We start from the raw sequence: 25,676 nt of genomic DNA, 5'->3' as shown, positions 1-25,676 counted from the left end.
AATCGTCAATATGTTGTTTTTTGAGCTTGTCGGAGGTAAATCCGACAAGCTTTTTCACATGATTGCCGTCACATATGAAGCCGGCTTGATCCAGGACAGCCAGTGCCGGGTGTTGCCGTTGCACAATACGCAAGCACCTGTTTGCCGAGTGCCCTAACCGGGAATTGGGGCCGTTTTGGTCAGTTTGCCGCCGATATGAAGCGTGCCTCGCTGTTGTATCGTCTGCGCCAGGTTGTTCATTTCATTTGTTGTTGTACAAATATTAAGCGGAGAGAGGGAATGCGGAATCTGACGGTTCGCTTCAGCCTGATGAGCGCGCTTGCGCTGTTTTCATGCATGATCGTAGTGGGGGCCGGCGTGGGGATCTTTGCGCTGGGTCGGGCCAACCAGGCCACGGAATACGTGCATGAGATCGCCGAGCATGTCATCGTCATCAATGACGCCTACAAGGACACCACGCGCACACGCTCTGCGCTCACGCGCGCCTATGCCAATCTGAAGGAAAAGAACGATCCGGCCGTCACCGAGGGCGCCCTCAAGAGCGCCCAGACCAGCTATGACCGTGGCCTCAAGTACGTGGAGGAGTTCAGCAAGATGTCCGAGCTGGCCGGCGAGGAGCCGGCGGTGAAGAAGGAACTCATCGAATCGGCGCGCGCACTCTCCGACCTGCTGCTCAAGGCCGCCGGTGAGTTGAAGGCGGGCGATACCGCCGCGTATTCGGAGCTCAACGACAAGCAGATCAATCCGGCCGGAGCGCGCTTCTCCAAGGCGCTGGACCAGTTCCAGAAGCGGGCCATGGATCTCAACAACACCGCCGCCAGCGAGCGCCAGCACGAATACAACATGGTGGTCTGGCTGGTGGTCGCCGGTCTGATCGGTGCCCTGTTCCTGGTGATCGGGGTGCATTTCATGCTGCGCAACATCGTCCTCACGCCGCTCAACCGTGCCGTTCACCTGCTGGACCTGGTGGCCAATGGCGACCTGACGACCAAGGTGGATGTCAAGAACAACAACGAGATTGGCCGCCTGTTCTCGGCCATCCGCAGCATGCAGCAGGCGCTGTTGACCACCGTGGGCCGCGTGCGCAGCAGTTCCGACAGCATCGATACCAGTGCCAAGGAAATCGCCGCCGGCAACATGGACCTGTCTTCGCGCACCGAGCAGCAGGCCAGCTCCCTGGAAGAGACCGCCGCCTCCATGGAACAGTTGACCGGCACCGTCAAGCAGAACGCCGACAATGCCCTGCAGGCCAACCAGTTGGCGCATTCGGCCTCCTCCACCGCCAGCAAGGGTGGGGAAGTGGTTTCGCAGGTGGTCGACACCATGCAGGCCATCAATGATTCCTCGCGCAAGATCGTCGACATCATCAGCGTCATCGATGGCATCGCCTTCCAGACCAATATCCTGGCCCTGAATGCAGCGGTGGAAGCCGCCCGGGCCGGTGAGCAGGGCCGCGGCTTTGCCGTGGTGGCCTCGGAAGTGCGTTCGCTGGCGCAGCGTTCGGCGGCGGCGGCCAAGGAGATCAAGTCGCTCATCGATGATTCGGTGGAGAAGGTTGAAGCCGGCAGCCAGTTGGTGGAGCAGGCCGGCGCCACCATGAGCGAAGTGGTCACCAGCGTGCAGCGCGTGACCGACATCGTCGGTGAGATCGCCGAGGCCAGCCGCGAGCAGAGCACCGGCATCGAACAGGTCAATCGCGCCATCACCCAGATGGATGAAGTGACCCAGCAGAACGCCGCTCTGGTGGAACAGGCAGCGGCTGCGGCGCAATCGCTGCAGGCCCAGGCCACCAACCTGGTGGGCGCGGTGAGCATCTTCAAGATCGATGCGCACCAGATTGCCAGCCCGGTAGCCAAGCCGCGTCCGGCGCCGATGGCGCCGCCCCCGGCTGCGGTTGCACCGGTTGCGCCTGCCGTGCCCGCCGCGCCGTCCGCTGCAGCCACACCGAAGGCGGCGCCCAAGTTGCCGCCCGCCAAACCGGCCAAGGCCACGCCACCGGCGCCAGGCAGCCGCATCAAGGACGATGCACAGGATTGGGAAGAGTTCTGAGTTTTGGCATTTCCCTTCACGAAAACCTCCGTCGCTTCGGCTACGGAGGTTTTTTTTCGGCAGGGGCCTGTACTTTCCTTCATCTCACGTAAAAAGGGGAGGGGGCCGCAGTTTCCTGCGGCCCCCTCCCTTGTTGCTGCCGGCCGGATCAGGTGAGTCTTATTGCGGACCCAGCTTCTTGATCAGGGCGGCCAGTTCTTCGTGCTCTTCCGGGGTGCAATCGGTCAGGGGCGTGCGGACCGGACCGGCGTCGTGGCCGACGATCTTGGCACCGGCCTTGACGATGGACACCGCATAACCCGCCTTGCGGTTGCGGATGGCCAGGTAGGGCAGGAAGAAGTCGTCGATGAGCTTGCCGACGGTGTCGTGGTCTTCCTTGGCAATGGCTTCGTAGAACTCGACGGCGGTCTTGGGGATGAAGTTGAACACGGCCGAGGAATACACCGGCACGCCCAGTGCCTTGTAGGCGGCCGCATAGACTTCAGCGGTCGGCAGGCCGCCCAGGTAGGTGAAACGGTCACCCAGCTTGCGACGGATATGCACCATCGGTTCGATCTCGCCGATGCCATCCTTGAAACCGATCAGGTTGGGGCAGCGGTCGGCCAGGCGTTGCAGGGTCTCGGCGTTGAGCTTGCAGACCGCGCGGTTGTAGATGATGACGCCGAAGTTGACCGACTTGCAGACCGCTTCCACGTGGGCGGCGATACCGTCCTGGCTGGCTTCGGTCAGGTAGTGCGGCATCAAGAGGATGCCGTGCGCGCCCAGGCGTTCGGCTTCCTGGGCATAGGCGATGGCGGCGCGGGTGGAACCGCCGGCACCGGCAATGATGGGCACCTTGCCGCGACAGGTGTCGACGGCGGTGCGGATGATGTCCGAATATTCACCCGGAACCAGCGAGAAGAACTCACCCGTGCCGCCAGCGGCGAACAGCGCGCTCGCGCCATACGGCGCCAGCCACTCCAGGCGCTCGATGTAGGTCTTGGGGCGGAAATCGCCTTGCTCGTCGAAGTCCGTCAGCGGGAACGACAGCAGGCCGGAAGAGAGGATCTGTTTGAGGTCTTGGGGTGTGTACTGGGACATGGTTTCGCTCGACGCCGTTAGGAATGGGTTGGAAAACGAGGCAAGTGTGTTGATTGTTGTCTCTGATCTTCTTGTATCCGATTGGGATATCAGTCATCGTACAACATAAGATTTCAGAAAGCCAGCAATTTCTTCTGAGCTTTTGCGCTGGTGCAGTAAGAGAGAGGGCAGGTGCTGCCGACGCGGAAGAGGACGAGGCCGGGCGCTGTCGGCGGTATTGCCGGACGATGGCTGGAGGATGGACGGGACTGCGGTAAGGAGCGGGCCGACCGGAGATGCCCGGATCGGCCCTTGCCCGGTGGGTCAGGCGCTGCCGGTGCTGCCCGATTCGGCTTCCTGCTGCGCGCGGCGCAGGCGCTCGCGGCTGTTGGTGAGGTGATTGCGCATGGCCGCGCGCGCCGCTTCGGCGTCGCTTCGGGCGATGGCCTCGAAGATGTCTTCATGCTCGCGCTGGACCCGCTCCAGGTAGCTGGCCTGCTGGTCATGGGCCAGCTCGGCGGTATTGATGCGCTTGCGCGGGATCACCCCCATGCCCAGATGGCTGATGATCTCGATGAAGTAACGATTGCCGGTGGCATTGGCGATGGCGAAGTGGAAGCGAAAGTCCGGTCCCACGGTATCGCCACCGCTTTTCTGGTTGGCGTGGAACAGGTCCAGCGCCTCGCGGATCTCCTGCAACTGGGCATCGCTGCGGCGGGAGGCGGCCAGGCCCGCAGTTTCGGTTTCCAGGCTGATGCGCAGCTCCAGCAGTGCCAGCAGGTCACGCATGGTGGTGATGGTGGCCGGGTCGATGTTGATGTTGGAGCCCTTCTTGGCCTCCAGTACGAAGGTGCCGATGCCGTGGCGCGTCTCCACCTGCCCGGCGGCTTGTAGCCGCGAGATGGCTTCGCGCACGACGGTACGCGAGACCCCCTGGGTCTGCATGATCTCCGATTCGGTGGGCAGCTTGTCGCCGGGCTTGAGACTGCCGCTGCTGATCATCGCCGACAGCGCCGCCACGACTTCCTGTGACAGGCTCTGGGGTTTGCGGCGAGGGCGCAGCAGCGGATTGGGGGTGTCGCTAACATCCATATCGTTTTATTTCTCGGGAGCGCTGGCGGACCGGCTTGTCAATGCTTGTGGTCGGTCCGCATCAGGCGAGGTGAACATTGTCGCGCCATCTTACCAGATCGATAAGCAGCGACGACGCCAGGACCAGCCGTAGCCCTCAGGGTAACGCACTTTACGCAAGAGGTCAGACAAGTTTCGGCGGAATTTTCATGCGCTTTGCGCCAGGCCAGCTTTTCGGCGATATGAAGGAAAAGGAAGGGTACCTGACAGAATTACTCGGGTTTGCTATACTTGACTCAAATATTCGGGAATTCAGGGTAACCGGCCCCGCCGGTGCATTTGTTTCTGGAGCGAACTTCATGCGTCTTACCACCAAAGGCCGTTTTGCCGTGACTGCGATGATTGACCTGGCCCTGCGCCAGGGCAAGGGTCCTGTCACGCTGTCGGCCATCAGCGAGCGCCAGGAAATTTCTTTATCATATCTGGAGCAGTTGTTCGGCAAATTGCGGCGTCACCAGATCGTCGAGTCCGTGAGGGGTCCCGGCGGTGGTTACAATCTCGCCCGCAAGGCGGCCGACGTGTCGGTTGCCGACATCATCATCGCCGTGGACGAACCGCTGGATGCAACCCAGTGCGGTGGCAAGGAAAACTGCCACAGCGCCGCGCATCCCGGCGGCGCACGCTGCATGACACATGAACTCTGGTCCACCCTGAACGAAAAGATGGTCGAATACCTGGATTCGGTATCGCTCCAGGATCTGGTCGACCAGCAAAAAGAACCCAAGCCGGCGGAACACCGTGCCGCCGACTCGCAGAGCGTGGTGGTGATGCACCGCCCGCAAGCCGCAGCCTGATTTGGAGCAAGGACCTTATGAACGCACCCCTGGAAAAAAGCCTGCTGGAGACCATCAAGGCTCCGCACTTCCCGATCTACATGGACTACTCGGCGACCACTCCGGTCGATCCGCGCGTGGCCGACAAGATGATTCCCTACCTGCGCGAGCAGTTCGGCAATCCCGCTTCGCGCAGCCACATGTATGGCTGGACCGCTGAAAAGGCCGTGGAAGAAGCGCGTGAAGAAGTCGCCAAACTGGTCAACGCGGATTCGCGCGAGATCATCTGGACTTCCGGCGCCACCGAGAGCAACAACCTGGCCATCAAGGGTGCGGCGCAGTTCTACAAGTCCAAGGGCAAGCACATCATCACCGTCAAGACCGAGCACAAGGCGGTGCTGGACACCTTCCGCGAGCTGGAGCGCGTGGGCTTCGAGGCCACCTACCTGCAGCCGCAGGACAATGGCCTGGTCACCGTCGAGCAGATCGCTGCCGCCGTGCGTCCGGATACCATCCTGGTCTCGGTCATGCTGGTGAACAATGAAATCGGCGTGATCCAGCCGGTGCCGGAAATCGGCGAGTTCTGCCGTTCCAAGGGCATCATCTTCCACAGCGATGCGGCGCAAGCCACCGGCAAGGTCAAGATCGATCTGGAGAACTGGAAGGTCGACCTGATGAGCTTCTCGGCTCACAAGAGCTACGGTCCGAAGGGTATCGGTGCCTTGTATGTGCGCCGCAAGCCGCGCGTGCGCATCGAAGCGCAGATGCACGGCGGCGGTCACGAGCGCGGCCTGCGTTCGGGCACCCTGGCCACGCACCAGATCGTCGGCATGGGTGAAGCTTTCCGCCTGGCGCGTGAAGAGATGGACACTGAACTGGCGCACATCCGTGCTTTGCGCGACCGCCTGGCCAAGGGCCTGCAAGAGATCGAAGAGACCTACATCAACGGCGACATGGATCATCGCGTGCCGCACAACCTGAACGTGAGCTTCAACTACGTGGAAGGTGAATCGCTGATCATGGCCATCAAGGACATCGCCGTCTCCTCCGGTTCGGCCTGCACCTCGGCCAGTCTGGAGCCGTCCTACGTGCTGCGCGCCCTGGGTCGCAGCGATGAACTGGCGCACAGCTCGATTCGCTTCACCATCGGCCGCTTCACCACCGAGGAAGACATCGATTTCACCATCGAGCTGATCAAGAGCAAGGTCGGCAAGCTGCGCGAGCTGTCCCCGCTGTGGGACATGTACAAGGACGGCGTGGACCTGTCCACCATCCAGTGGGCGGCCCACTAAACCAGGATTCTGCCAGCCATCGCCAGCAGCCGCAGCAGGGCAGGGGCGATGGCCGAAACCATCATCTAGGGAGCAAAGAACATGTCTTATTCCGAAAAAGTACTCGACCACTATGAAAACCCCCGCAACGTCGGCGCCTTCGAAAAGGGCGACGAGACCGTGGGCACCGGCATGGTGGGTGCACCGGCCTGCGGCGACGTGATGAAGCTGCAGATCAAGGTCGGCGCCGATGGCGTCATCCAGGATGCCAAGTTCAAGACCTATGGCTGCGGTTCGGCCATCGCATCGTCCTCGCTGGTGACCGAATGGGTCAAGGGCAAGACCCTGGACGAAGCGCTGTCCATCAAGAACACCCAGATCGCTGAAGAACTGGCGCTGCCGCCGGTCAAGATCCACTGCTCCATCCTGGCCGAAGACGCCATCAAGGCTGCCGTGCAGGACTACAAGGCCAAGCACGGCGCGGAACAGAAGGCTGCCTGAGCGGCCTTTTTCCGACAGCGGTACTCGCGGTTTTCGATTTCGTAAGGCAAGCATCATGGCAATCACGTTGACAGAGAAGGCAGCAAAACACATCAGCCGCTACATGGAGCGCCGGGGCAAGGGCATCGGCCTGCGCCTGGGTGTGCGCACCACCGGCTGCTCCGGCCTGGCTTACAAGCTGGAGTATGTGGATGAACAATCCTCCGAAGACACCGTCTTCGAGTCGCATGGCGTGCGCGTCTTTGTCGATCCCAAGAGCCTGCCCTACATCGACGGCACCGAGCTGGACTTCGCCCGCGAAGGATTGAACGAAGGCTTCAAGTTCCAGAACCCCAACGTCAAGGACGAGTGCGGCTGCGGCGAAAGCTTCCGCATCTGATCTGCAGAGTCGGATCCTTGTCGATGCCGTCGCACCGGCTTTGCGGTGCGTGGTCAGTGCTTAGCCGATACCGTGACAGCCGTGTGATTGCTCCCGCCCGGGCTTGACCCTGTCACCGTATGCCGTCCCTGATGTGCCAAGCCTGTTGCAGTTCGACAGGCTTTTTATTTTTCAGACATGCAAAACCATTTTGACCTGTTCCAGCTGCCGCAACGTTTCGCCATCGACCTGAAGGCGCTGGAGCAGGCTTTCCATCGCGTGCAGAGCCAGGCGCATCCGGACAAGTTCGCCCACGCCAGCGATGCCGAGAAGCGCGTGGCCATGCAGTGGGCCACCCGCGCCAACGAGGCCTACCAGACGCTGAAGAATCCCTTGAAGCGTGCCCGCTATCTGTGCGAGCTGCACGGCGTGGATCTGCAGACCGAATCCAATACTGCCATGGCGCCGGCCTTCCTGATGCAGCAGATGGAATGGCGCGAGACGCTCGATGACGCCAAGGCCGGCAAGGACATCGATGCCCTCGAAGAACTCAATACCGCACTGCTGGCAGAGAAGAAGGCCGAGATCGCCCGCATCGAAGCCTTGCTCGATGCCGGTGACTACGCCGCTGCCGGCAAGCTGGTGCGCCAGCTGATGTTCCTCGACAAGTTTGGTGCCGAGATCGGCGATGCCTTCGCCCTGATCGAAGGCTGACCGGAGATGCTCCATGCCTGATCTGTTCCTGTTCCTGCTGGCGGCGATGACGCTGACCCTGGCCCCCGGTCCGGACAATCTCTACGTACTCACGCGCGGCATCGCCCAAGGGCGCAAGGCCGGCTTGGTGGCTGCAGCCGGTTTCTGTTCCGGACTGATCTTTCATACGCTGCTGGCCGTGCTGGGCTTTGCTGCGCTCATCAAGGCGTATCCGCCGGCCTATCACGCCCTGCAATATGCGGGTGCGGCCTACCTGGCCTATCTTGGCGTGCGCACGCTGCGCTCGGCCTCGGCCGGCATTGCACTGTCCGCCGACGGGCAGGGCGCTGCCGCCGTGCCGCTGCGTCGCATCTACTGGCAAAGCGTGCTGGCCAACATGCTCAATCCCAAGGTGACACTGTTCTTCATCGCCTTCCTGCCGCAATTCGTACAGCGCGAAGCCGGGCATGAAGCCTTGCAGATGCTGGTCCTGGCGCTGGTCTTCATTGCGCAGGCCTTCGTCATCTTCAGCGCCATCGCCTTGTTTTCCGGCGCGGTCGGCGCCGTGTTCCGCCGTCGCGCTCGCGCTTCCGTCCATCTGAATCGCCTGGCAGGCTGTGCCTTCATCGGCCTGGGCATCCGGATGGCCTTACCCGAATAACAGCGAGTCACATCGCTACAACGCTCCACGACGAGTCCACATCCTATGGCTTTACTGCAGATTTCCGAACCGGGCATGTCCACCGCGCCACACCAGCGTCGTCTGGCCGTCGGCATCGACCTGGGTACCACCAATTCGCTGGTGGCGACCGTGCGCAACAGCATTCCCGAAGTCCTGGCCGATGACGATGGCCGCGTGTTGCTGCCCTCGATCGTGCGCTACCTGCCCAATGGCCATGCCCACATCGGCTACAAGGCCCAGGCTGCGCAAACCATCGATCCGCGCAATACCATCGTGTCGGTCAAGCGTTTCATGGGCCGTGGCCTGAAGGACATCGCCCACGCCGAGAACATGCCCTACGACTTCCAGGACCAGCCCGGCATGGTACAGATCAAGACCGTGGCCGGCGTGAAGAGCCCGGTGGAAGTCTCGGCCCAGATCCTGGCCACGCTGCGCCAGACCGCCGAGGATGCCCTGGGCGACGATCTGGTGGGCGCCGTCATCACCGTGCCCGCCTACTTCGACGATGCCCAGCGCCAGGCCACCAAGGATGCGGCGCAACTGGCCGGTCTGAACGTGCTGCGTCTGCTCAACGAACCGACGGCCGCCGCCATTGCCTATGGTCTGGACAATGCCTCCGAAGGCATCTTCGCGGTCTATGACCTGGGCGGCGGCACCTTCGATATTTCCATCCTCAAGCTCACCCGAGGCGTGTTCGAAGTCCTGTCCACGGGCGGCGATTCGGCGCTCGGTGGTGACGATTTCGATCATCGCCTGTTCTGCTGGATCAGCCACGAAGCCCAGCTGCAGCCACTGTCTGATGAAGACACGCGCCTCTTGATGGTCAAGGCGCGCGAAGTCAAGGAGCTGCTCTCCAGCAAGGAAGAAGTACAGATCGATGCGGTCCTGAAGTCCGGTGAGGAAGTGCACCTGTCCATCACCGCTGCGCAATTCAACGAGATCACCCAGCATCTGGTGGCCAAGACCATGGCCCCGGTGCGCAAGGCACTGCGCGACGCCAGCCTGACCGTGGAAGATGTCGACGGCGTGGTACTGGTCGGTGGTGCCACCCGCATGCCGCACATCCGCCGTGCGGTGGGCGAGTTCTTCAAGACCAATCCGCTGTCCAACATCGACCCCGACAAGGTGGTGGCACTGGGCGCGGCCGTGCAGGCCAACCTGCTGGCCGGCAACCGCGCACCGGGGGACGACTGGCTGTTGCTGGACGTGATTCCGCTGTCGCTGGGCATCGAAACCATGGGCGGGCTGGCCGAGAAGGTCATCCCGCGCAACTCCACCATCCCCTGCGCACGTGCCCAGGAATTCACTACCTTCAAGGATGGCCAGACTGCCATGGCGATCCACGTGGTGCAGGGCGAGCGCGAGCTGGTGGCCGATTGCCGCTCGCTGGCGCGCTTCGAACTGCGCGGCATTCCGCCCATGGCGGCCGGTGCGGCGCGTATCCGCGTGACTTACCAGGTCGATGCCGATGGCTTGCTGGCCGTGTCGGCGCGCGAGATGACCTCGGGCGTGGAAGCTTCCATCACCGTGAAGCCCTCGTACGGCCTGGGCGATGACGAGATCGCCCGCATGCTGCAGGAGTCCTTCAGCTCGGCAGATGAAGACATGCAGCGCCGCGCCCTGCGTGAAGAGCAGGTCGAAGCCGAACGCATCGTCCTGGCTACCCGTTCGGCGCTGCAGGCCGATGCCGCGTTGCTGTCGGAAGAGGAGCGCGTGGCCATCGAAGCACAGATCGAGGCCGTGAGCGCCGCCGCGCAAGGCAGTGATCACCTCGCCATCAAGGCGGCGGTCGATGCGCTGGCACACGGTACTGAAGAATTCGCCGCACGGCGCATGGACCGCAGCGTCCACGCCGCCTTGACCGGCAAGAAACTGGATGAAGTCGCGTAAGCGATTTCTTCCCCCGCACACTGTAGACACGATAGTCCACGATAGACAAGACACGAGAGCCACCATGCCCCAGATCGTCATCCTCCCCCATCCGGTCCTTTGCCCCGAAGGCTCGGTGATCGACGCCCCCGCCGGCAAGACCCTGTGCGATGCGCTGCTGGACAGCGACATTGACATCGAACACGCCTGCGAAAAATCCTGCGCCTGTACCACCTGCCACGTCGTCATCCGCGAAGGCTTCGAGACCCTCGGAGAACCGACCGACAAGGAAGAAGATCTGCTGGACATGGCCTGGGGCCTGGAAGCCACGTCCCGCCTGTCCTGCCAGGTAGTGCTGGGCGAAGAGGATCTGACCGTTGAAATTCCCAAGTACACCATCAACCACGCTTCCGAAAACCACTGAGCGCGGTTTCATCGCCGTGCAAGGGAGACTGACATGAAATGGACTGATACCCAGCAGATTGCTGAGGAACTTTACGACAAGTTTCCCGATGTCGATCCCAAGACCATCCGCTTTACCGACCTGCATCGCTGGGTGATGGAGCTGGAGGGGTTCGAGGATGATCCCAATCGGTCTGGAGAGCGCATTCTGGAGGCGATTCAGGCGGCGTGGATTGCTGAGTCGGAGTGAGCTTCGCCTGCTGATACTCCAATGAAAAAACCGTATCCATCGATGCGGTTTTTTTTTACGTCTGGAATTCGCTGCGCTGTCTTAGACAAAGAGCGCAGGCACACCTTTGGAACCCGCAGCATATTGGGGAAAAATTTTCTCCAATGCCTGATCCGAAATGCGCATATGCCGCTCCGACAGTGAGCACAAGACCGCGCGGAAGTCCGTCGTGACCGCCAGATCGCGCCCTTCGTTCAAGGCTGTCTGCGTCAGCCCCGGCCATTGACCGTAGATCTTGCCGCCGCGCAGATTGCCCCCCATCAGCCACATCGCATTGCCGTGACCATGATCGGTACCGCCATTGCCATTCTCCCGGAAGGTGCGACCGAATTCGGACATCACCACGATCACCGTGTCATTGAAGGCCGGCCCCAGTTCGCGCGCCAGCGCGGCCAGGCCGGTGGCCAGCGGCGAGAGTCGTCCGGCCAGTTGCCCTGTGCCATTGCCCTGACCGATGTGCGTATCCCAGCCACCTACGGCGAGGAAGGCCAGGCGGATACGCGGGTCATGCCGCATCAGCCGCCCCAGACGTGCCGTATCCATGGACAGTCCATTGGGTAGCGGCGCGCCATTGTTGGCCATCTGCTGCTCCTGGCTGTTGATCTCGGCCATGAGCTGCTTGCGCGCGGCCATGCCATCGCGATAAGCCTTGTCCAGCGCATCATTGCCACCATACAGCGGATCGAAGACCCGGCTCCAGCGCGGCTGGTCGATCATGCTCGGACGCGTGGCCTCGCGTCCGGTCTGCAGATTGGCTGCGACGTGATGGCCGCTGAGGATGCGTGGCGTGGCGCTGCCGACGTTGATGGCCTGCAGCGGCGACTGCGCCGGTGGCAGGTAATCCATCATCCGGTTGAGCCAGCCGTCGCGCGTAGTGTGCTGGCCGGGGGTGCCGGTTTCCATATAATCCTGGGCCTCGAAGTGCGAACGCGAGCCATCCGGCGAACCCGAAGCATGCACGAAGGCCAGCTGGCCGCTTTCCCAATACGCCATCAAGGGCTGCAGGGCCGGATGCAGGCCGAAGTAGCCGGTCAGGTCCAGCGCACCATTGGCCTGGCCGGGACGGGCCACTGCAATGCTCGGACGCGCCTGGTAATACAGCGGATCACCATGCGGCACCACGACGTTGAGCCCATCGACCGCCCCGCGCAGGAACACCACCACCATGCGCGGCGCACCGTCACCCTGCGCATGCGGGCGCGGGGCAGGGGAACCATAGGCCACCCTGCCGGAGCCGTGACTGCTTCGGCTGATGCTCTGGTCGCCGGTGGGGACGACGGCGCAGCCGGACAGGCCGACCGGTACCAGGATGGCGCCGCTGCCGGCAGCACCCAGGTAACGAAGAAAATGGCGGCGATTCATACGGGCCTCAAGCGCTTAGCGTTTCATGAAATCGGGACTGCCCAGGATCAGGGCGGCGCGCTGATTCTCGGGCGCGGCCTCGATCTGGGCGGTGGTGGCGGGCGTGATGGCCGGGCCCAGCACCCGCAGCAAGGATTGCGGGTCCAGTGGCGCAGCCTCGGCATTGGCGGGCGCGGGCGCACCTTCGACGCGGGCAATCGGTGACTTGCCGCTGGCCAGATGGCCGGCAAAATTGATCCGCCGCAGCAGTGCCCCCGGGTTGAGCCAGGCCGCCTGCGAATACTTGTAGCCTTCCGGCGTGAGCCAGCCATAGAGCGGCATGCCGGATTGTCCCAACTCGCCGTTGACCGGCTTGACGTTGCGTACCGGGATGGCGCCCGCACGCAGGGCCGAGACCACGAACTGATACGGTGTCTTGAACTGCGTCTGGTAGTTGCTGCGCGCCCAGAATTGCGGACTGTCGAACAGAGCCTGCAACACGGCCCGGATATCGCCATGGGTGGCCAGGAATGTTTGCGAGAGCTTGTTCACCAGCGCCGGATCGGGCTGGTCGGCGACGAAGTATTGCACCAGTTGCGTCGAGATGAAGCGCGCCGTCGACGGATGACTGGCCAGCATATCCAGCGCCGCTTCGCCCTCCTGATAGCCGCTGGCCAGCAGGGGTTTGCCGAGGAAGGTCTTGGGGCCGGGGTCATGCCGTTGCGCCGCAAAGCGGAAGGGCGAGGCGCCGGCCTTCATGGCCCCCACGTCGATGGTCCAGCCCGAGAGGATGCGCGCCAGGGTGATCACATCGGCCTGCACATAGCCGCCATCCACGCCCAGGGTATGCAGCTCCATCAGTTCACGTGCGTAGTTCTCGTTGAGTCCCTTGAAACGCCCGCGCGCACCGGGCGTGCCGACCCCGCTGGAGAGCCAGTTGTCGAGGTAGTAGAGCATGGCCGGATGATGCGCCACCGCGCCCAGCAGGTCGCGGAACTTGCCCAGGGCATAGGGGCGGATGGCGTTCTTTTCATAGTCGCCGACCCAGTAACGTACCCACTCCTTGCCTTCGAAGACGTTGAAGTGATTGACCCAGAATTCGGTCATCACTTCTTCCAGCTGGCGCGGACTCTCGGTGGCTTGTAGCAGCCGCGCCATGTGCCACTGCGGGGTCAGCTCGCGTGCTGCCCGTTGACGCGCCGCCTGTCGCTCCTCCTTGCTGGCGCTGCGGTCGAAGGAGGGCGGACCATAATCGTCAAACAACTGCGTCGCCGTCATCTGCAGGGCCGGCAAGGCGGCCAGACGCGCCTGCAGATCTTCGGGCAAGGGGATGCGCTCGGGATGCAGCTGCAGGTCGATGTAGCGCTTGACGCCCATGCGTTCCACCTGCTCCAGATCGCCCGGACGCGGACCATAGCCCAGGCGGTTGAGCACGTGCAGGGCGCGCTCCGGTTGCGAGAGCGGGAGCGTACCCGCGACCGGCGCGGCAGCCCGGGCCTGCCCCAGGGTGCAGGCCGCCAGCGCCAGCACCAGCCAGGTCGCACGGTAAAGAGGGAAACGCTGGAAGGGCGCTGGCATCGACGAGCCTCGGGAGATCGGAAAAAGTGGAGACGAACTGCGGTCCAGTATGGTCAAGGGCCTGCAGGCGGGCTGTAATAAAGTGTAATGCGTGGCTTGGCGCCTGCCGTGAAGTGCAGCGATGGCCATCGTACGCCACGGTAGCGCAGCCAACATTCCTCTTCATACACGGTGTTACAAAGCTGACGCCTTCGTCAGCTTCCCGCAAGCGCGGTAAAGTATAAAAAACCTGCGATTTCTCACTGTTTTTCAGACGATTCTTATGCGCCGGCGGGCGCCGCTCCACCACAATAACGGCTTTGTCGGCGGGTCGGTTTCCAGGGGGAGCTGACGCTGCAGCGCAGCAGCTTCACATGATCAGAATTCGAGGGGGAGAGGGCATGACATGGACCTTGGCATCGGGGATGCGCATTGCGCTGCTGGACGACCACGCCGTGGTTCGTTACGGCCTGGCCAAGCGCCTGGCCGAGGAGCCCGACTTCACGGTGGTCGGCGCCTTCGCCTCCAGCCGGGAGCTGATGGCGGCCTTGCGGGCCTCACCGGCTGATTTGCTGCTCATCGATTATTCGCTGGGCAGCAATGACATCGACGGTCTGAACCTGATTCGCGCCTTGCGTGTGCGTTTCCCCCGCGCCAAGATCCTGGTGACCTCGGCCCACAGCAGCCCGGCGACGGTAGCCATGGCGATGAAGGCCGGCGCGCGCGGCTTCGTGAGCAAATCGCAGGAACTGGCCGAGCTGATCCTGGCCATTCGTACCATCAGTCGTGGACGTGAATATCTGAACAGCGCCATGACACGCGAGCTGGCCATCATGCAGGCCGCCGAGGCGGCCACCCGCAGCCAGCCCGAGGTGCGCCCGCCGCGACGGCGTACGCGCAGCACCGAAACCTCGCCAGACACCCTGTCGGACATGCCCAGCCTGTCGCCGCGCGAACGTGAAGTCCTGCGCTGCTGCCTGGATGGCATGTCGGTGACCGAAATCGCCGAAAAATTCGCACGCAGCGTCAAGACCATCAGCGGACAGAAGCAGTCGGCCTTCCGCAAGCTGGGCGTGCGCAGTGACAACGAATTGTTCAAGATCGAATATCAGATCAAGGAGCTGTAAATGCCGCATCAGAGGGAAAGCGCAGTGACCAGGCAGAATGAACCGGGCGTGCTGCTGGTTGATGATTCGGTCACCATCCGCTACGCCATGCAGAATCGCCTGCAGCGGCTGGGCTGCCAGGTCGATTGCGTGGCCGATGGCAGCAGTGCCCTGGCGGCCATCCGGGCGCGGCCCTATGGACTGGTCCTGCTGGACTGCTTCCTGCCCGACATCCCCGGACAGGAAGTGGCGCGCCAGGTCCGGCGCCTGGAACAGGAGCAGCGCCAGCGTCCCTATACGCCCCTGATCGGCATTTCCGCCGAGGCCGATGCCCAGCACGTGCAGCGCTGTCTGGACAGCGGCATGGACGGCATGCTGGCCAAGCCCCTGCAGACCCAGGCCATTCGTCGGCTGCTGGCGCTCTGGTGCGATCACGACACCGAAGACGAAGGCGAGGTTGCCACGCCCGAGCAGGAATACGGCCAGGACCTGGACCGGCTGTTCCTGCAGACCACCCGGCATGATCTGGCCGCGCTGGAGCAGGCCAGCCTGCAGGGGGATCGGGCGCGCATGGCGCAGCTTGCGCACCGCATGAAGGGCGCGGCCCTGACCATGGGGCGGCTGGAGCTGGTGGCCTTGCTGGATTGCGTGGAAGAAGCGCTGCGCGCCGACGCCGACGGCCAGCAAGCCATCAGCCTGCTGTTGCAGTCGCTGGGCAGCGCCCTGCAGGCGCGCAGCCTGCAGACCTGAAGGGCCTGCGCAGGTGGTGCAGTCTCAGGCCCCGACCCAGGGCAGGCCGGCGTGGCACCAGCCTTCGATGGTCTTGCGATGGCCGTTGGCGTCCTTGTTGCCTTCGAAACCCTCGAGAATGTCGTAGCAACGCGTGTAACCCGTTTCCGTGGCCAGCTTGGCCGCATGCCTGGAACGCACGCCCGAGCGGCACAGGAACAGCAATACCTCGTCCGGCCGGGCGACTTCCTGCAGTTGCTCCAGGAATTGTGGATTGGGCTTGCCTTCGGGGTAGAGATTCCACTGCACCGCCAGGTGCTGCGCCGGCGGGATCTGGACCACGCCCACCCAGTCGCGCTCGGCGCGGGTGCGTACGTCGACCAGCTTGATGGCGGGATCGGATTGCAGCAGGGCCAGGGCTTCCTGCGGTGTCACGGCACCGGCGTAGGGCAGATGGCCGTCGGCGGCACGGTGGGCGGCAGTACTGAGAATGGATGCGTTGCTCATGGGAAAAGTCTCTGAAGAAGAAGGAACAGCGGACAAATGATTTTAAACAATATAAACAGTTAGGCAATTTTCCCAGGCCGGTGCATGCTTTCTCATCGGCAAGCAGTCTGCCCCAACACGGCGCACGCACATCGTTGGTGCAATTTGCTGCTTTCGTCAAATGATTGCATTTTTATGGTGCATTTTGATCGATATGCACTAAAAGAATGCAGTCTATCCGTAGTGCTGCACCGCGCTTGCTGCCCGGATGGCCGCGCCCTCCCTAAAATATTCCATTATTGGCGCACCTGAAAGGTTGGTGGCATGGAATCTGCTATCATCCGCGACTGAGTTCGGCGCAAGACCGTTGTATCAAATGCAAAGATCCAGTCGCAAAAAAACGGCTCAACACCCCAATTTATACTACTTCCTCGTTTTAGGAGATTCGCATGGCAAGGACGGCCGCAGAGGTTTTGAAGATGGTGAAGGACAACGAAGTCAAGTTTGTCGACTTCCGTTTCGCTGACACCCGTGGCAAGGAGCAGCACGTTTCCGTGCCTGTTTCGCATTTCGACATCGACAAGTTCGAATCCGGTCACGCCTTCGACGGTTCGTCGATCGCCGGCTGGAAGGGTATCGAAGCCTCCGACATGCTGCTGATCCCGGACCCGAACACCGCCAACATCGACCCGTTCATGGAAGAGACCACCCTCTTCATGCAGTGTGACGTGATCGAGCCGTCCGACGGCAAGGGTTACGACCGCGATCCGCGCTCCATCGCCAAGCGCGCTGAAGCCTACCTGAAGTCCTCCGGCCTGGGCGACACCGCCTACTTCGGTCCGGAACCCGAATTCTTCATCTTCGACGGCGTGCGTTGGGGTGCCGACATGTCCGGTTCCTTCGTCAAGATCGACTCCGAAGAAGCTTCCTGGAGCACCGGCGCCAAGATCGAAGGCGGCAACTCCGGCCACCGTCCGACCGTCAAGGGCGGCTACTTCCCGGTTCCCCCGGTCGACAGCTTCCAGGACATGCGTTCGGAAATGTCCCTGATCCTGGAATCCCTGGGCATCCCCGTCGAAGTGCACCACCACGAAGTGGCTGGCGCTGGCCAGAACGAACTGGGCACCAAGTTCTCGACCCTGGTCGAGCGCGCTGACTGGACCCAGACCCTGAAGTACGTGATCTGGAACGTCGCCCACACCTACGGCAAGACCGCGACCTTCATGCCCAAGCCCCTGGTTGGCGACAACGGCTCCGGCATGCACGTGCACCAGTCCGTCTGGAAGGATGGCAAGAACCTGTTCGCTGGCGACGGCTATGCCGGCCTGTCCGAGTTCGCGCTGTACTACATCGGCGGCATCATCAAGCACGCCAAGGCGCTGAACGCCATCACCAACCCTGGCACCAACTCGTACAAGCGTCTGGTCCCCGGCTTTGAAGCACCGGTCAAGCTGGCCTACTCGGCCCGCAACCGTTCCGCTTCGATCCGTATCCCGCACGTGGCCAACCCGAAGGGCCGCCGCATCGAGACCCGTTTCCCGGATCCCCTGGCCAACCCGTACCTGTGCTTCTCGGCCCTGCTGATGGCCGGTCTGGATGGCGTGCAGAACAAGATCCACCCGGGCGAAGCTGCTACCAAGGACCTGTACCACCTGCCGCCGGAAGAAGACAAGCTGATCCCGACCGTCTGCGCCTCGCTGGACGAAGCTCTGGAACACCTGGACAAGGACCGCGAGTTCCTGACCCGTGGTGGCGTCTTCACCGACAGCATGATCGATGCCTACATCGAGCTGAAGATGCAGGAAGTCCAACGCTTCCGCATGACCACGCACCCGATCGAATTCGACATGTACTACTCGCTGTAATCGAATCCGCATCCGGAGAAAAAGGGGAAGCTTGCTTCCCCTTTTTTTATGCCCGGCATGCCCTCCATGCCGGGTAGTGCGCCCGGAAATTGCTAGTCAGGACGGATCAAGGACTGCGCCAGAGCGCGCCAGAAGACATGACCCCAGGCACCACGAATGCTCCCATGAAGACACCGCTTCCTTCCCTCGATGGCCTTGACCTGCTGGCCTCGGCCGTGATCATCCTCGATGCCAACGGCGGCATCGTCTACGCCAATGCCGCCGCCGAGAACCTGCTGGAGAGCTCCTTCAAGGTGCTCTCTCAACAGAAGCTGTCGGAGCTCTTCCTCAATGGCAAGGAGCTCACCGCGCTGTTCTACCAGGCCATCGAACACCAGTTCGCCGACAAGCGCCTGGACCTGGTGCTGGAACGCGCCAACCGCGAGCCGCTGCAGGTCCATACCATCGTCACGCCGCTGGACAGCAGCGACTGGCCGGTGCTGCTGGAGCTGCGCGAGAACGTGCAGCAACTCAAGCTCGATCGCGAAGAACGCATGTTCGACCAGAGCCAGGCCAACAAGGAACTCATCCGCAACCTGGCTCACGAGATCAAGAATCCGCTGGGCGGCATCCGTGGCGCGGCGCAACTGCTGGAACTGGAACTGCCCGAGCGACACTTGAAGGAATTGCGCGAATACACCCAGGTCATCATCAAGGAAGCCGACCGCCTGCAGACCCTGGTGGATCGCCTGCTGGCCCCGCACCGCCATCCGCACATCGTCGGCGACGTCAACATCCACGAAGTCTGCGAGCGCGTGCGCAGCCTGGTGATGGCCGAGTTCCCGCAGGGGCTCACCATCAAGCGCGACTATGACCTCTCCATTCCCGAGTTCCGGGGAGACAAGGAGCAGTTGATCCAGGCCGTGCTCAACATCGTCCACAACGCCGCACAAGCGCTGGCCGACCGTATCCGTGCCGGTGATGGCGAGCTGATCCTGCGCACCCGTGTCTCGCGTCAGGTGACGCTATCCAAGGTCCGATACCGGCTGGCACTAGACTTGCATATCATCGATAACGGTCCGGGCATTCCCCCCGACATCCAGGAAAGAATCTTCTATCCCCTGGTATCGGGTCGGGAGGGTGGCAGCGGACTGGGGCTGACTCTGGCGCAGACCTTCGTGCATCAGCACATGGGTGTGATCGAATGCGACAGCCGGCCCGGTTGTACCGATTTCAGAATACTTATACCGCTGCCGTGAGCATGGCCGCAGGCGGCGCGCCAAAGCCGAGTGGACGCAGGGCTTCCCGTCCACCAAGGGGGCTGCGGACAGGGTGCCAGAAGCGCCGTGGATCGCGGGAGCATTAACAGCATGACCAACGCAGGAAGATGTGATTTATGAAGCCAATCTGGATTGTTGACGACGACGAATCGATACGCTGGGTGCTCGAAAAAGCACTGGCCCGAGAAAATCTCGCCACGCAGAGTTTTTCCAGCGCCCGTGATGCCATGGCGGCGCTGCAGAACGGCACGCCGCAGGTGCTGGTCTCGGACATCCGCATGCCCGGCGCCTCCGGCCTGGAGCTGCTGCAGACCATCAAGGCCAAGCACCCCGGCATCCCGGTCATCATCATCACCGCTTTCTCGGACCTGGATTCGGCGGTTTCGGCCTTCCAGGGCGGTGCCTTTGAATACCTGGCCAAGCCCTTCGACGTCGACAAGGCGGTCGAGCTGATCCGTCGCGCGCTCGACGAAAGCCTGCGCGAGACCGATATCGAGCAGGGCGCCGCCCAGACTCCCGAGATTCTCGGCCAGGCGCCCGCGATGCAGGACGTGTTCCGTGCCATCGGTCGCCTGTCGCAATCCAACGTGACGGTGTTGATCACCGGCGAATCCGGTTCCGGCAAGGAGCTGGTGGCACGTGCCCTGCACAAGCACAGCCCGCGCGCCAGCCAGCCTTTCGTGGCGCTCAACACCGCAGCCATTCCCAAGGATTTGCTGGAATCCGAACTGTTCGGCCATGAACGCGGTGCCTTCACCGGCGCGCAAGCCATGCGCCGTGGCCGTTTCGAACAGGCCGAGGGGGGTACGCTGTTCCTCGATGAAATCGGCGACATGCCGCTGGACCTGCAGACGCGCCTCTTGCGCGTGCTCTCGGATGGTCACTTCTATCGTGTCGGCGGCCATCAGTCGCTCAAGGCCAATGTACGCGTCATTGCGGCCACCCACCAGAATCTGGAGCAGCGTGTACGTGAAGGTTTGTTCCGCGAGGACTTGTACCATCGCCTGAACGTGATCCGTCTGCGCCTGCCCAGCCTGCGCGAACGCAGCGAGGATATTCCCATCCTGGCCCGCTACTTCCTGGCACAGAGTGCTCGCCAGCTGGGCGTGGAAGCCAAGCGCCTGTCGCCGCAGGCCATGCAGTTCCTGTCGCAGCTGGAGTTCCCCGGCAACGTGCGCCAGCTGGAAAACCTGTGCAACTGGATCACCGTGATGGCCCCGGGCCAGACCGTGGAGATCAAGGACCTGCCGCAAGATCTGGTGGAAGAGCGCGTGCATGCGCCGCAACCGGCGCAGATCGTCTCCGCTCCGGCCTCGGCGGCTGCCGTGGCCGCACCGGTGGTGTATGCCGACCCGGCTGCTGCGGCGGCACCAGTGGATGCGGTGGCTGGCAACTGGATCTCGCTGCTGGAAGTGGAAGCGGCCCAGATGCTGGCCTCCGAACAGCCCGAGGTGATGGATATCCTCGGTCGCCAGTTCGAAGCGGCGCTCATCAAGATCGCGTTGAAGCATACCCACGGTCGCAAGAATGACGCAGCCGTCCGCCTGGGCATCGGTCGCAACACCATCACCCGCAAGATCCAGGAACTGGGTATCGGCGGCGCGGAAGACGACTGAAGCACAACTTAACCATCAAGCAGGGGAGGTCTGCCCGCGAGCCGCCGCGCGGGCAGGATCAGCAAGGGGAAGAGGCGGCGGCCATAAAAAAGGAAATGGCCTGGATCGCGAGATCCAGGCCATTTTTATTGGGCGTTTCGTAAACGATTTATATCATTTACGCGACGATGCGAAGCATCAGCGCAGACGCAACACGAAACGCGCCGCCACGGTGGCCATCAGGCTCAGCACCGCGCCGAAGATGACGAAGTAGCTCACCGACAGCTTGTCGCCGGTGAAGTCGATCAACCAGGTGATGATGAGGCCGGCGAAGCCGCCGAAGATGGTCACGGCGATGTTATAGGCCAGCGACATGCCGGTGCCGCGCGTGGCCACCGGGAAGATGTCGGCCAGCAGTGCCGGCATCGCGGCGAAATACATGGTCATGAGCACACCGATGACGGTCTGCAGCAACAGCAGTTGCAGGAAGCCCGGCGAGTGGGTCAGGAACACGAACATCGGATAGGTCAGCACGATGTAGAGCGCGCTGCTGGTGATCATGAAGGGGGTACGACCGATCTTGTCGGAGAGCTTGCCCACCAGTGGCGAGCCGATGAACATGATCAGCCCGGCCACCGACATCGCGGCAAACGAGGACCAGGCCGGCAGCCCCAGCTGCTTGACGGCATAGGTGGGGATGTACAGCGACAGGTACACCGAGACGGTGGCCATGATGACGCTGCCGGTACCGATCAGCAGGCGCATCTTCTGGTGGGTGAAGGTGTCGCGCAGGGGGGCGTCGGTCTTCTCGCTGGATTCCTTGAATTCGGGCGCTTCATCCAGGTGACGACGGATGTAGATGCCGGCCGGGGCGATCAGCAGACCGAAGATGAAGGGCACGCGCCAGCCCCAGGAGGACAACTGTTCGGGTGTGAGCATGTTGTTGAGCACGGCGCCGAAGATGGCGGCCAGCAGCAGGCTGATGCCCTGGCTGGCCACCTGCCAGCTGGAGAAGAAGCCCCGACGGTGCGGTGCGTGTTCCACCAGGAAGGCGGTGGAGCTGCCGAACTCGCCACCGGCGGAGAAGCCCTGGATCATCTTGCCCAGTGCGATGCCGGCCGGTGCCAGCATGCCGATGCTGGCATAGCTGGGCATGAAGGCGATCATGGCGGTGCCCACCGTCATGAGCATGATGGACAGCATCAGCGCGGCCTTGCGACCGGCGCGGTCGGAGTACGCACCCAGCACCACTGCACCCAGCGGACGCATGAAGAAGGACACGCCGAAGGTGGCGAAGGTCAGCAGCAGCGAGACGTTGTCATCCCCGGTGGGGAAGAACTGCTTGGCGATGACTACCGCGAAGGCGCCATAGATAAGGATGTCGAACCATTCGAGCGCATTGCCGATGGAGGACGAGATGATCGCACGCCGCGCTTGCGGATGCGTGGTGCCGGCGCCAGGCGCCGCGGTATTGCTGGTCATGGAGACTCCCTGATGGATACGTGGATGGAGGAGCAGCACGCCGTTCCGACCCTGGCGGGGCAGACGGCTGCCTGGCTGTATATGGATGGTTGTGGGCTCCGCGTGACGGCCGCAGCCGTTACAGCGGGCGAGCATAGGCGGGGCGATGCGGCACTGTCAAGGCGCAGTGCGGGGGATTATCAGGAGGCAGGACATGGGCGCGATTCTGCGAAATCATTTTCTCGTTTCGCCGACCCGAAGCTCACTGCCGTGCTGACGCTTCGACCTCCTCGACCTCCCTGAGCTTGCGCCACAAGGTCGTGCGACTGATGCCCAGATGACGCGCGGCCGCGGCACGGTTGCCACGGAAGCGGCGCAGTGCGGCGTGGATGGCGTCGGTGTCGGGTGCATGGTCAGGGGTGGTCAGGGCATGAGAGGGCGGCGTCTGTGCAGCGTCCATGATCAGCGGCTGCGCTGCTGTGGCCAGCTCCGGTGCGACCCGCTGTATCAGCGTCGCCGTCAGTGCCTGCAAGGGTTCTGCGGCCAGGAACAGCGCCAGTCGCTCCATCAGGTTACGCAGTTCGCGCACATTGCCCGGCCAGTCATAGGCGCACAGCAGCGGCGCGCAGCGCAGGATTTCCGCGCCCAGATTGGCATGCGGGCGCGCATCGAGTGCGGCCAGCGCATGTTTGAGATGCCATTCAGCCAGCGCCGCAATGTCTTCACGGCGCGCGCGCAAGGGCGGCAGTTGCAGGCGCAGCACGCTCAGGCGGTAATACAGGTCGGCGCGAAAACGGCCTTCCCGCACCCGCGCTTCCAGGTCGCAATGGGTGGCACTGATGATGCGCACCTGGACCGCAATGGGCCGCGTACCCCCCACGCGCACCACCTCGCGCTCCTCCAGCACGCGCAGCAGGCGCGTCTGCAGCGGCAGCGGCATCTCGCCGATTTCATCGAGAAGCAGGGTGCCGCGATGTGCGGCCTCAAACACACCGGCGCGTCCGCCACGGCGGGAACCGGTGAAAGCGCCTTCCTCGTAGCCGAACAGTTCGGATTCCAGCAGCGATTCGGCCAGCGCCCCGCAATTGATGGCCACGAACGGATGCGCGGCCTGGGTCTTGCCCTGCATGCGCGGATGGGCGCGGTGAATGGCCTGGGCCGCCAGTTCCTTGCCGCTGCCGGTCTCGCCCTGGATCAGTACATTGGCCGGCGAACGTGCAAACAGCGTAATGGACTGGCGTACCGCTTCCATGACCGCCGAGTCGCCGCGCAAGTCCTTGAGGTGATGCCGTGCGCGCAGACTGTCTGCCACCGGCAGGCTGGGGCCGCGCGAGCTTTCCAGTTGCGTCAGGCGCGCCAGTTCCAGCGCATCTTCAAAGGCCTGGCGCACCGTGGCCGAGGAGTAGAGGAAGATGCCCTGCATGCCCGCTTCCTCGGCCAGGTCGGTGATGAGCCCGGCCCCGACCACCGCCTGCACGCCGCCAGCTTTCAGTTCCTGTACCACGGCGCGCGCATCTTCCTCGGTGGCATAGGTGCGCTGGGCAATGTCCAGTCCGAACATCTGCTGGAACTCGCTCAGGGCAGGCATCGCCTCCTGATAGGTGACCAGCCCGATGCGCGCGCTGATCTGCCGCGCGCGGGCCAGCGCCTGCATCACGTCGAAACCGCTGGCGCGCGCCACCACCACCGGTACCGGCAGGCGGCTCTTGAGATAGGCACCATTGGAACCGGCCGAGATCACCACATCGCAGCGCTCGCTGGCCAGGCGCTCGCGGATGGCGCGTACGGCCTCGTCGAAACCGAGATGAATGGGCTCGATGTCGGCCACGCCGTCGAATTCCAGCGTGATGTCGCGGAAGAGTTCGGACAGGCGCGACACGGACACGGTCCAGATCACGGGTTTGTCGGCCAGGCGCTCGGCAGGGGCAGGGCGTTTCATGGTGAGCGTTCAGTGTGTTTCAGTGAAACGTCACTGTAACACTGATGAAACATGGATGCTTGTGCCAGATCAAGCTGGCAGCTCCGGCGCAAGCCCGGGGCGAGCCCGCCCCGTCCGGTGGCGAGCCTTGTTTGACGGGGGTTTCAGGCGATATGAAGGTTTCTTCGGGCCCCTTGCCATCGGATGCTGCACTGCGATGGCACGGCCGTTGCAATGGTGAACGCAAATGTCGCAGGACGGGTGTGCCTTACGTCCGCCTGTCGCTTTACGCAGTCAAGCAGTGACGCAGTTGGTCCAGACTTTCCGCATTCCAACCTCATCGAGAAGGTGTCTACCATGGCTCTCCATTCCGCAGGCGCAGCGTTCCGCCAGGCCGTCCAGGAAGAATCCCCCTTGCAAGTCATCGGCGCGATCAACGCCAACCACGCCCTGCTGGCCAAGCGCGCCGGTTTCCGCGCGATCTATCTGTCCGGCGGCGGCGTGGCGGCGGGTTCGCTGGGCTTGCCTGACCTGGGCATTTCCAATCTGGACGACGTGCTCACCGACGTGCGCCGCATCACCGACGTGTGCGACCTGCCGCTGCTGGTGGATGTGGATACCGGCTTCGGTGCCTCGGCCTTCAACGTGGCGCGGACCGTCAAGTCCATGATCAAGTTCGGCGCCGCCGCCATGCACATCGAAGACCAGGTCGGCGCCAAGCGCTGCGGCCATCGTCCCGGCAAGGAAATCGTCAGCAAGCAGGAAATGGTAGACCGCATCAAGGCCGCCGTGGATGCCCGCACCGACGAGAACTTCGTCATCATGGCGCGCACCGATGCGCTGGCCGTGGAAGGGCTGGACGCCGCCATCGAGCGCGCCGTGGCCTGCGTCGAGGCCGGTGCCGACATGATCTTCCCGGAAGCCATCACCGACCTGGCCATGTACAAGCAGTTCGCCAATGCGGTGAAGGTACCGATCCTGGCCAACATCACCGAGTTCGGTTCGACTCCGCTGTTCACGGTGGACGAACTCAAGGATGCCGACGTGGGGCTGGTGCTCTATCCGCTGTCGGCCTTCCGCGCCATGAACAAGGCCGCTGAAAACGTCTACCAGGCGATCCGCCGCGATGGTACGCAGAAGAACGTGGTCGATACCATGCAGACCCGCATGGAACTGTATGACCGCATCGATTACCACAGCTACGAACAGCGCCTCGATGCGCTGTTTGCCCAGCAGAAGAACAAGTAAGCCCCTTCCGACAAAGCATTGTCACCCCATACCG

The 25,676-nt window shown here is 62.8% G+C and carries 23 protein-coding genes; 16 read left to right on the top strand and 7 right to left on the bottom strand.

Translation table 11 applies throughout. The annotated features are described in order from the left end of the window. The first annotated feature begins 279 nt into the window (after positions 1–279). Positions 280–2,049 (top strand): methyl-accepting chemotaxis protein, encoded by a 1,770-nt coding sequence (locus tag GWL_RS12040; protein WP_008330364.1) that lies wholly within the window; start codon positions 280–282, stop codon positions 2,047–2,049. A 159-nt stretch (positions 2,050–2,208) separates the two neighbouring features. On the opposite strand, the gene kdgD is transcribed toward GWL_RS12040, so the two are convergent. Both kdgD and GWL_RS12030 read right to left on the bottom strand, forming a co-directional pair. Then, the gene (gene kdgD, locus GWL_RS12035; protein WP_008330363.1) at positions 2,209–3,129 is read right to left on the bottom strand and encodes a 5-dehydro-4-deoxyglucarate dehydratase; all 921 of its coding nucleotides are present in this window, start codon (positions 3,127–3,129) and stop codon (positions 2,209–2,211) included. Between the two features lie 303 nt (positions 3,130–3,432). Beyond that, a complete protein-coding gene (locus GWL_RS12030) occupies positions 3,433–4,200 on the bottom strand; it encodes a FadR/GntR family transcriptional regulator (protein ID WP_008330362.1) in 768 nt (255 codons plus the stop codon). Positions 4,201–4,538: 338 nt separating this feature from the next. Between GWL_RS12030 and iscR the strand changes: the two genes are divergently transcribed. The 9 genes from iscR (at position 4,539) to iscX (ending at position 11,038) form a co-directional block, all read left to right on the top strand. Beyond that, positions 4,539–5,033 carry a Fe-S cluster assembly transcriptional regulator IscR gene (iscR, locus tag GWL_RS12025; RefSeq protein ID WP_008330361.1) on the top strand — a complete coding sequence of 165 codons (495 nt, stop codon included), beginning with the start codon at positions 4,539–4,541 and terminating at the stop codon, positions 5,031–5,033. A 17-nt stretch (positions 5,034–5,050) separates the two neighbouring features. Continuing rightward, positions 5,051–6,304, top strand: a complete 1,254-nt coding sequence (locus tag GWL_RS12020) for an IscS subfamily cysteine desulfurase (RefSeq protein ID WP_008330360.1) — start codon at positions 5,051–5,053, stop codon at positions 6,302–6,304. Positions 6,305–6,385: 81 nt separating this feature from the next. Then, positions 6,386–6,784 carry a Fe-S cluster assembly scaffold IscU gene (gene iscU / locus GWL_RS12015; RefSeq protein WP_008330359.1) on the top strand — a complete coding sequence of 133 codons (399 nt, stop codon included), beginning with the start codon at positions 6,386–6,388 and terminating at the stop codon, positions 6,782–6,784. A 55-nt stretch (positions 6,785–6,839) separates the two neighbouring features. Further along, positions 6,840–7,163 (top strand): iron-sulfur cluster assembly protein IscA, encoded by a 324-nt coding sequence (gene iscA, locus GWL_RS12010; RefSeq protein ID WP_006712826.1) that lies wholly within the window; start codon positions 6,840–6,842, stop codon positions 7,161–7,163. A 177-nt stretch (positions 7,164–7,340) separates the two neighbouring features. Continuing rightward, the gene (hscB, locus tag GWL_RS12005; RefSeq protein WP_008330357.1) at positions 7,341–7,856 is read left to right on the top strand and encodes a Fe-S protein assembly co-chaperone HscB; all 516 of its coding nucleotides are present in this window, start codon (positions 7,341–7,343) and stop codon (positions 7,854–7,856) included. Positions 7,857–7,869: 13 nt separating this feature from the next. Next, positions 7,870–8,496, top strand: a complete 627-nt coding sequence (locus tag GWL_RS12000) for a LysE family translocator (RefSeq protein ID WP_008330356.1) — start codon at positions 7,870–7,872, stop codon at positions 8,494–8,496. Between the two features lie 45 nt (positions 8,497–8,541). After that, positions 8,542–10,407 carry a Fe-S protein assembly chaperone HscA gene (gene hscA / locus GWL_RS11995; RefSeq protein ID WP_008330355.1) on the top strand — a complete coding sequence of 622 codons (1,866 nt, stop codon included), beginning with the start codon at positions 8,542–8,544 and terminating at the stop codon, positions 10,405–10,407. Between the two features lie 64 nt (positions 10,408–10,471). Continuing rightward, positions 10,472–10,810, top strand: a complete 339-nt coding sequence (gene fdx / locus GWL_RS11990) for an ISC system 2Fe-2S type ferredoxin (protein WP_008330354.1) — start codon at positions 10,472–10,474, stop codon at positions 10,808–10,810. Between the two features lie 33 nt (positions 10,811–10,843). Then, positions 10,844–11,038, top strand: a complete 195-nt coding sequence (gene iscX, locus GWL_RS11985; RefSeq protein ID WP_008330349.1) for a Fe-S cluster assembly protein IscX — start codon at positions 10,844–10,846, stop codon at positions 11,036–11,038. Between the two features lie 81 nt (positions 11,039–11,119). Here the strand turns inward: iscX and GWL_RS11980 are convergent, their stop codons facing one another. Continuing rightward, entirely contained in the window at positions 11,120–12,439 is a 1,320-nt protein-coding gene (locus tag GWL_RS11980) for a DUF1501 domain-containing protein (protein WP_008330347.1), read from the bottom strand. 15 nt (positions 12,440–12,454) lie between these two features. Beyond that, on the bottom strand, positions 12,455–13,996 hold the full coding sequence (locus GWL_RS11975; protein ID WP_008330345.1) for a DUF1800 domain-containing protein: 1,542 nt from the start codon (positions 13,994–13,996) through the stop codon (positions 12,455–12,457). Positions 13,997–14,376: 380 nt separating this feature from the next. Here GWL_RS11975 and GWL_RS11970 point away from each other — a divergent pair, with 380 nt between their 5' ends. Together GWL_RS11970 and GWL_RS11965 are read left to right on the top strand one after the other, a co-directional pair. Next, entirely contained in the window at positions 14,377–15,102 is a 726-nt protein-coding gene (locus tag GWL_RS11970) for a response regulator transcription factor (protein WP_034350482.1), read from the top strand. Beyond that, the gene (locus GWL_RS11965; RefSeq protein WP_008330338.1) at positions 15,103–15,831 is read left to right on the top strand and encodes a response regulator; all 729 of its coding nucleotides are present in this window, start codon (positions 15,103–15,105) and stop codon (positions 15,829–15,831) included. It begins immediately after the preceding gene. 24 nt (positions 15,832–15,855) lie between these two features. On the opposite strand, the gene GWL_RS11960 is transcribed toward GWL_RS11965, so the two are convergent. Continuing rightward, positions 15,856–16,317, bottom strand: a complete 462-nt coding sequence (locus GWL_RS11960; protein ID WP_008330337.1) for a rhodanese-like domain-containing protein — start codon at positions 16,315–16,317, stop codon at positions 15,856–15,858. A gap of 428 nt (positions 16,318–16,745) precedes the next feature. Here GWL_RS11960 and glnA point away from each other — a divergent pair, with 428 nt between their 5' ends. The 3 genes from glnA to ntrC all read left to right on the top strand — a co-directional run bounded on the left by glnA (position 16,746) and on the right by ntrC (position 21,036). Beyond that, entirely contained in the window at positions 16,746–18,161 is a 1,416-nt protein-coding gene (gene glnA / locus GWL_RS11955) for a type I glutamate--ammonia ligase (protein WP_034331334.1), read from the top strand. 164 nt (positions 18,162–18,325) lie between these two features. After that, the gene (gene glnL, locus GWL_RS11950) at positions 18,326–19,399 is read left to right on the top strand and encodes a nitrogen regulation protein NR(II) (RefSeq protein WP_008330334.1); all 1,074 of its coding nucleotides are present in this window, start codon (positions 18,326–18,328) and stop codon (positions 19,397–19,399) included. Positions 19,400–19,536: 137 nt separating this feature from the next. Continuing rightward, positions 19,537–21,036, top strand: a complete 1,500-nt coding sequence (ntrC, locus tag GWL_RS11945; RefSeq protein ID WP_008330333.1) for a nitrogen regulation protein NR(I) — start codon at positions 19,537–19,539, stop codon at positions 21,034–21,036. A gap of 177 nt (positions 21,037–21,213) precedes the next feature. On the opposite strand, the gene GWL_RS11940 is transcribed toward ntrC, so the two are convergent. Together GWL_RS11940 and prpR are read right to left on the bottom strand one after the other, a co-directional pair. Further along, a complete protein-coding gene (locus GWL_RS11940) occupies positions 21,214–22,497 on the bottom strand; it encodes an MFS transporter (RefSeq protein ID WP_008330332.1) in 1,284 nt (427 codons plus the stop codon). Positions 22,498–22,738: 241 nt separating this feature from the next. After that, entirely contained in the window at positions 22,739–24,415 is a 1,677-nt protein-coding gene (prpR, locus tag GWL_RS11935; RefSeq protein ID WP_008330327.1) for a propionate catabolism operon regulatory protein PrpR, read from the bottom strand. 336 nt (positions 24,416–24,751) lie between these two features. Between prpR and prpB the strand changes: the two genes are divergently transcribed. Beyond that, a complete protein-coding gene (gene prpB / locus GWL_RS11930) occupies positions 24,752–25,642 on the top strand; it encodes a methylisocitrate lyase (protein WP_008330325.1) in 891 nt (296 codons plus the stop codon). Positions 25,643–25,676 lie beyond the last annotated feature (34 nt).

This window comes from Herbaspirillum sp. GW103 (assembly GCF_000261365.1).
Lineage (GTDB): Bacteria > Pseudomonadota > Gammaproteobacteria > Burkholderiales > Burkholderiaceae_D > Herbaspirillum.
The sequence above is the reverse complement of the archived record's forward strand: the minus strand, read 5'-3'. Positions and strand labels throughout refer to the sequence as shown.

What these genes read in the sequence shown, in the direction of transcription:
- GWL_RS12030 (WP_008330362.1), bottom strand. Translation starts at nt 4,200, where the DNA reads ATGGATGTTAGCGACACCCCCAATCCGCTGCTGCGCCCTCGCCGCAAA.
- GWL_RS12000 (WP_008330356.1), top strand. Translation starts at nt 7,870, where the DNA reads ATGCCTGATCTGTTCCTGTTCCTGCTGGCGGCGATGACGCTGACCCTG.
- iscX (WP_008330349.1), top strand. Translation starts at nt 10,844, where the DNA reads ATGAAATGGACTGATACCCAGCAGATTGCTGAGGAACTTTACGACAAG.
- GWL_RS11975 (WP_008330345.1), bottom strand. Translation starts at nt 13,996, where the DNA reads ATGCCAGCGCCCTTCCAGCGTTTCCCTCTTTACCGTGCGACCTGGCTG.
- ntrC (WP_008330333.1), top strand. Translation starts at nt 19,537, where the DNA reads ATGAAGCCAATCTGGATTGTTGACGACGACGAATCGATACGCTGGGTG.
- GWL_RS12040 (WP_008330364.1), top strand. Translation starts at nt 280, where the DNA reads ATGCGGAATCTGACGGTTCGCTTCAGCCTGATGAGCGCGCTTGCGCTG.
- kdgD (WP_008330363.1), bottom strand. Translation starts at nt 3,129, where the DNA reads ATGTCCCAGTACACACCCCAAGACCTCAAACAGATCCTCTCTTCCGGC.
- iscU (WP_008330359.1), top strand. Translation starts at nt 6,386, where the DNA reads ATGTCTTATTCCGAAAAAGTACTCGACCACTATGAAAACCCCCGCAAC.
- GWL_RS11960 (WP_008330337.1), bottom strand. Translation starts at nt 16,317, where the DNA reads ATGAGCAACGCATCCATTCTCAGTACTGCCGCCCACCGTGCCGCCGAC.
- GWL_RS11980 (WP_008330347.1), bottom strand. Translation starts at nt 12,439, where the DNA reads ATGAATCGCCGCCATTTTCTTCGTTACCTGGGTGCTGCCGGCAGCGGC.
- iscR (WP_008330361.1), top strand. Translation starts at nt 4,539, where the DNA reads ATGCGTCTTACCACCAAAGGCCGTTTTGCCGTGACTGCGATGATTGAC.
- hscB (WP_008330357.1), top strand. Translation starts at nt 7,341, where the DNA reads ATGCAAAACCATTTTGACCTGTTCCAGCTGCCGCAACGTTTCGCCATC.
- GWL_RS11965 (WP_008330338.1), top strand. Translation starts at nt 15,103, where the DNA reads ATGCCGCATCAGAGGGAAAGCGCAGTGACCAGGCAGAATGAACCGGGC.
- GWL_RS11940 (WP_008330332.1), bottom strand. Translation starts at nt 22,497, where the DNA reads ATGACCAGCAATACCGCGGCGCCTGGCGCCGGCACCACGCATCCGCAA.
- iscA (WP_006712826.1), top strand. Translation starts at nt 6,840, where the DNA reads ATGGCAATCACGTTGACAGAGAAGGCAGCAAAACACATCAGCCGCTAC.
- GWL_RS11970 (WP_034350482.1), top strand. Translation starts at nt 14,377, where the DNA reads ATGACATGGACCTTGGCATCGGGGATGCGCATTGCGCTGCTGGACGAC.
- fdx (WP_008330354.1), top strand. Translation starts at nt 10,472, where the DNA reads ATGCCCCAGATCGTCATCCTCCCCCATCCGGTCCTTTGCCCCGAAGGC.
- glnA (WP_034331334.1), top strand. Translation starts at nt 16,746, where the DNA reads ATGGCAAGGACGGCCGCAGAGGTTTTGAAGATGGTGAAGGACAACGAA.
- hscA (WP_008330355.1), top strand. Translation starts at nt 8,542, where the DNA reads ATGGCTTTACTGCAGATTTCCGAACCGGGCATGTCCACCGCGCCACAC.
- glnL (WP_008330334.1), top strand. Translation starts at nt 18,326, where the DNA reads ATGAAGACACCGCTTCCTTCCCTCGATGGCCTTGACCTGCTGGCCTCG.
- GWL_RS12020 (WP_008330360.1), top strand. Translation starts at nt 5,051, where the DNA reads ATGAACGCACCCCTGGAAAAAAGCCTGCTGGAGACCATCAAGGCTCCG.
- prpB (WP_008330325.1), top strand. Translation starts at nt 24,752, where the DNA reads ATGGCTCTCCATTCCGCAGGCGCAGCGTTCCGCCAGGCCGTCCAGGAA.
- prpR (WP_008330327.1), bottom strand. Translation starts at nt 24,415, where the DNA reads ATGAAACGCCCTGCCCCTGCCGAGCGCCTGGCCGACAAACCCGTGATC.